Raw genomic sequence first — 3,868 nt, 5'->3', positions numbered from 1 at the left:
CGATTGTTCCAATGTTTACGTGTGGTTTATTTCTTTCAAATTTTGCTTTAGCCATGCTATTCCTCCTAGGATTTTTTAAATTAAGTTAATAATACCTCAAATTCAAATTTTTTTCAACATTTACGCCACTTTTAAGGCTTAAATAAGCTCTAATTTTTTTCTGACAAAGGTGTTCATTAAATAAATTACAAAAAGTGTGGATGCAAATTCTGCAATTACATAGCCCCACCATATTTCATTGACTGTGAAATACTTTATGGCAATGTAGGCAACAGGTAGGAGCACAATAATTTGTCTTAAAATAGAATCAAATAGTGCCAAGATTCCATTGCCAAAGGCTTGGAAAACTGCTGTGCCTACAATGGATATGCCAGCAAAGACATAGGATAGGGCACAAATTCTAAGCATTGGTATTCCTATTTCAAGCATCTTGCCGCTGGCAGAAAATATGCCTAGTAATTCTCTTGGGAAAATTATAATTATAGCCGATACAAATATCATCATAAAAGTCACTGTTATAAAGGCAAGTTTTATGGTTTTTAAAATTCTATCTTTTTTCTTAGCTCCATAATTGTAGGCGACTATTGGCACAAGACCGTTGTTCACTCCAAAAATTGGCATAAAGACAAAGGACTGAACCTTAAAGTAGGCACCCAGTGCCGCAATGGCAGAAGTTGAAATTTCAGATAACATTTTATTTAAGACATAAATTGTAAAGGACTGAATGGTAATTGTAATCATGGAAGGAACTCCAACTACATAAATTCTTTTTATAATGTCTAAATCTAAAACTGGCTTTTTAATTGTAATCTCTTTATTAAATTTATATTCGAAGAAACATCCAAAGAGGGCACCGATAATTTGTCCCGTTACAGTTGCAATTGCTGCACCCTTAACTCCCATGGCAGGTAGTCCAAAGTAGCCAAAGATAAATATTGGGTCAAGAATAATATTTAATACTGCTCCAATAAGTTGAGTCAGCATAGTAAAAACTGACCTGCCTGTAGACTGCAAGGTCCTCTCCAGAAAAATTTGTATAAAAACTCCCATGGAAAATCCCATTACAATCTCTAGGTAATCTATTCCATAGGCAATTATATTTTCATTAGTGGTTTGAGCTGACAAGAAGGGTCTTGGCAAAAATCTTGATAAAATTAATAAAATTATTCCATAAATTATGGCAAGGGCTAGACCAGTTTCTGCTGTCCTATTTGATTTTTCATAATTTTTTTCTCCCAAGTATCTTGAAATCAAAGAGTTCATACCAACGCCAGTTCCCACTGCAATCCCTATCATTATATTTTGAATGGGAAAGGCAATGGAAATTGCTGTGAAGGCCTCTTCGTTAATCTTTCCTATATAATAGGAGTCCACCAAGTTATACATGGATTGTATAAACATGGAAACTACAATGGGAAAGGATACTTGAAATAAAAGTTTTGGTATTGACATAGTCCCCAATTTATTTTCATTACTTTGCACCTAATCACTCCTTAGCTTTTTATTATATATGAGTTTTTTAGATTTTTAAAGGATTTAAGGCTTCTTAACTTTAAGTAATCTTAATTAAGTGATAAAATTGTTATAGAATAATTTGAGGTGATTTTATGAAATTATTGATTACAAGTAATATTACAGAAAAAATTTACGATGAACTAGATAAAAATTTTGAGATAAGCTACCACGACTCAAATGTGCCCCTTAAAAAAGAAGAAATTATAGAAAAGATTAAGGGTCAGGATGCCCTCTTGTGTCCTCTATCTGATAAAATCGACAAAGATGTAATTGATGCAGGAAGTGACTTAAAAATTATTGCAAATTACGGCGCAGGCTTTGACAACATAGACATATCTTACGCAAGAGAAAAGGGAATTGTTGTTACCAATGCACCTGCTCCTGCTTCTGCTGTCTCCACTGCTGAACTTGCCTTCGGTCTTATGCTTGCTGCTGCAAGGAAAATTGTATCTGGCGACAAGGTTACAAGAGAAGGTGGCTTTTATGGCTGGAGACCAACTTTTTATCTTGGAAGTCAATTAAAGGGCAAGACTCTTGGTATAATTGGTCTTGGAAATATAGGAAAGAACCTTGCAAAAAGAGCTAAGGCTTTTGAAATGAAGGTAATCTATTATTCACGCACAAGAAAGGAAGATTTCGAAAAGGAATTTGGCATTGAATATAGGGACAAGGACTATGTGATTAAAAATTCTGACTTCTTAAGTCTTCACACTGCCTTTGTGCCAGAACTTCACCACATGATTTCTAAAAAAGAACTTGAAATGATGAAAAAATCTGCTATATTAATTAATGCGTCAAGAGGTCCAATAGTTGACGAAGAAGCTCTTGCCCATGCACTTATAGAAAAGGAAATTGCAGGCGCTGCTCTTGATGTCTATGAATTTGAGCCAAAAGTTAATGAAAAACTAATGGACCTTTCAAATGTAATTCTCGCTCCTCACCTTGGCAATGCAACTTTTGAGGCTAGGCTTGAAATGGGCGAAAATGCAAAGGACAATTTAATTGATTTTAAAAATGGAAAAACTCCAAAAAATAAAGTAAACTGAGGTGTAAAATGATAAATTATTACAGCCCACAAGAAATGGGAATATGGTCAGGTAGGATTGACGACGAAAATGATTACGAATCCTTTAGATGGCATCAATGGGTTAAGCCCCTTGATTTAAACGACGAAAGCTTAAGTCCCTTTGATGGAAAGCTTGGCTTTGGCATACTAGGTTTTGAATCCGACCAAGGTATTGAGCTTAACAAGGGAAGATTTGGTGCTGCTGCAGGTCCCGCTGCCATAAGAAAGGAACTTGCAAAGCTTCCATGTCAATTTTCTAAGGACCTTAAAATTTTTGACTGTGGAAATGTTACAAGTAAGTACACAACTCTTGAAGCAAGCCAAGACGAACTAGCTAAGGCTGTAAAAAGAGTTCTCGAATTAAATTTATTTCCCCTTGTCCTAGGTGGCGGCCACGAAACTGCCTTTGGTCACTACAAGGGACTTTCAACTTCTCTTGACGACAGAGAAGACAATAAACTTGGCATCCTAAACTTTGACGCCCACTTTGACCTAAGACCTTATGAAAAGGGAACAGGCACAAGCGGCACAATGTTTAGACAAATTGCAGACTACACCAAGGAAAAGGGAACAGACTATGCCTACTATGTATTGGGAATTCAAAAGCACTCCAACACTCTTGCACTTTTTAGAACTGCCGATAAGTTAGGAGTTAAATATGTCCTTGGTAAGGATGTAATAAACGGCAATTTATTTGATATCGCTCAAAACCTTGACGAATACATTGCAGAACAAGATCACCTATACATTACAATTTGTATGGACTGCTTCACTTCAAGTTTTGCACCAGGTGTTTCTGCCCCACAACCTCTTGGTCTTGACCCAGAAAAGGTAATTTTACTTTTAAAACATGTCTTCTCTTCTGGCAAGCCAATGAGCTTTGATATTTGTGAAGTATCTCCAAGATTTGACCACGACTCTGTAACTGCTAACTTGGCATCAATTTTACTCTACACTGTTGTATCAACTATGGCACAACACAAATTAGGTAAGGATAACAACAAATATATTCCACAATAATTTTATAATTTGACTTATGAGCCACAGAGATTTCTTTGTGGCTTTTTTTTACTTCTTTTCTTGTATTTTAAAATTCAAAAAATTTTTCAGCTCTAAAAATTTTCCTACCCTAAGTAATTTTTTTCTAAATCTATTTTTTACTCTCAAAAAATTTTTAAAATTAAAATCTTTCACAAGTTCCTAAAAAAGAGCAAAAAAAGAAGCACCTGAGGTGCCTCTTAAAAATTTTATTACATTTTTGAGAACATTTGGTCAGCCCACCATTCT

The 3,868-nt window shown here is 35.2% G+C and carries 3 protein-coding genes; 2 read left to right on the top strand and 1 reads right to left on the bottom strand.

Annotated elements, in window-relative coordinates:
- Positions 1-138: 138 nt before the first annotated feature.
- The gene (locus Q0U74_RS07660; RefSeq protein ID WP_297393855.1) at positions 139-1,482 is read right to left on the bottom strand and encodes an MATE family efflux transporter; all 1,344 of its coding nucleotides are present in this window, start codon (positions 1,480-1,482) and stop codon (positions 139-141) included.
- 125 nt (positions 1,483-1,607) lie between these two features.
- On the opposite strand from Q0U74_RS07660, the gene Q0U74_RS07655 reads away from it, so the two are divergent.
- Positions 1,608-2,561 (top strand): 2-hydroxyacid dehydrogenase family protein, encoded by a 954-nt coding sequence (locus Q0U74_RS07655; protein WP_297393854.1) that lies wholly within the window; start codon positions 1,608-1,610, stop codon positions 2,559-2,561.
- An 8-nt stretch (positions 2,562-2,569) separates the two neighbouring features.
- Entirely contained in the window at positions 2,570-3,601 is a 1,032-nt protein-coding gene (gene hutG / locus Q0U74_RS07650; protein WP_297393851.1) for a formimidoylglutamase, read from the top strand.
- The last annotated feature ends 267 nt before the right edge of the window (positions 3,602-3,868 follow it).

Origin of the sequence: uncultured Peptoniphilus sp. (assembly GCF_946998875.1) — a bacterium.
In the GTDB taxonomy this organism is placed as follows: Bacteria; Bacillota; Clostridia; order Tissierellales; family Peptoniphilaceae; genus Peptoniphilus_A.
Note: the sequence above shows the minus strand (reverse complement) of the source record. Positions and strands in the feature narration are given on the sequence as shown.

Bases quoted from the DNA above. Each gene is read 5' to 3' on its own strand.
- Q0U74_RS07655 (WP_297393854.1), top strand. From the start codon at position 1,608: ATGAAATTATTGATTACAAGTAATATTACAGAAAAAATTTACGATGAA.
- hutG (WP_297393851.1), top strand. From the start codon at position 2,570: ATGATAAATTATTACAGCCCACAAGAAATGGGAATATGGTCAGGTAGG.